Consider the following 1328-nt stretch of genomic DNA (forward strand, 5'->3'; position numbering starts at 1 on the left):
CGCGGCGATGGAGCCCCGCATCACCCTCACCTTGCCGATGATCCTGGCCGCGAAGTCGCTGGTGCTGAGCCCGCTGCACGCCGGCTTCAGCGCCGATCCGCACCATTTCGGGCCCTATTCGCCGTCGAGCCGCCTGTTCCTCAATCCGCTCAACGCCGACCCGGAGTTCCTGTTCGGCGAGGACCGGGTGGCAGAGGCCATCGAGGCTTCGGGCGCCGGCGACACGCGGCGCGCCGGCGAAGGCGCGGCTCTGATCGACTGGCCGACGGCGGCGGCCGCCAAGCTCGCCACGCTGCGAGCCCTGTTCGAGAGCTTCCGCGCCTTCGACCAGCAGCAGACGGGCGGACGGCTCGCGCTCGACTTCGCGGCCTTCCGCAAGGATGGCGGGGAGTTGCTGGAGCAGCATGCGCGCTTCGAGGCGCTGCACGCCGAGCGCTTCGGCGCCGATCCTTCGCAGTGGGACTGGCGCTCCTGGCCCGAGCCGCTGCGCGACCCCGACAGCCCGGACGTCGCGGCGTTCGCGGCGCGGGCGGCCGGCGAGGTCGACTTCCACATCTTCATGCAGTGGATCGCGGACCGCTCGCTCGCCGCCGCCCAGAAGGCCGCGCGCGATTCCGGCATGTCGATCGGCCTGATCTCCGACCTCGCGGTCGGCATGGACGCCGGCGGCAGCCACGCCTGGAGCCGGCACAAGGACGTGCTGGTCGGCCTTTCGGTCGGCTCCCCGCCCGATCTGTTCAATCCGAATGGCCAGTCCTGGGGGCTTGCGACCTTCTCGCCGCTTGCGCTCAGGGCGACAGGCTTCGCGCCCTTCCTGGCGACGCTGCGGGCCTGCATGCGGCACGCAGGCGGCGTGCGGATCGACCACGTCATGGGGCTGACCCGGCTCTGGATGGCGCCCGACGGGGCGCGCGCCACGGAAGGCGCCTATCTCAGCCTGCCGCTCGACGACATGCTGAGGCTGATCGCGCTCGAGTCCCACCGCCACGGCGCCGTGGTGGTGGGCGAGGATCTCGGCACCGTGCCGGAGGGCTTCCGCGAGCGTCTGGCGGAGGCCGGTGTCGCGGGCATGCGCGTACTGCAGTTCGAGCGGGACGAGCGGCGCTTCTTCGCCCCCAGCGCCTATCCGCCTGAGGCGCTCGCGATGAGCACCACCCACGACCTGCCGACCACGGCCGGCTGGTGGTCGGGCGCGGACATCAAGCTCAAGGCCTCGATCCCCGGCGACCAGTTCGGCGACGACGAGGCGGGGGCCGCCGCCCAGCGCGCGACTGACCGGCCGCTGCTGTGGGCGACCTTCCGCGAGGCGGGCGCGGCCGAAGGCGAGC

The 1328-nt window shown here is 72.7% G+C and carries 1 protein-coding gene; it reads left to right on the forward strand.

Going from position 1 to position 1328, the window contains the following annotated elements; all coding sequences use genetic code 11:
- Nucleotides 1-1328, forward strand: a 1328-nt coding sequence (gene malQ, locus ACIKT0_RS18370; RefSeq protein ID WP_407106762.1) for a 4-alpha-glucanotransferase, incomplete at both ends; no start/stop codon positions are given.

The organism is Hansschlegelia beijingensis (genome assembly GCF_045505405.1).
Taxonomy (GTDB): Bacteria; Pseudomonadota; Alphaproteobacteria; order Rhizobiales; family Methylopilaceae; genus Methylopila; species Methylopila beijingensis_A.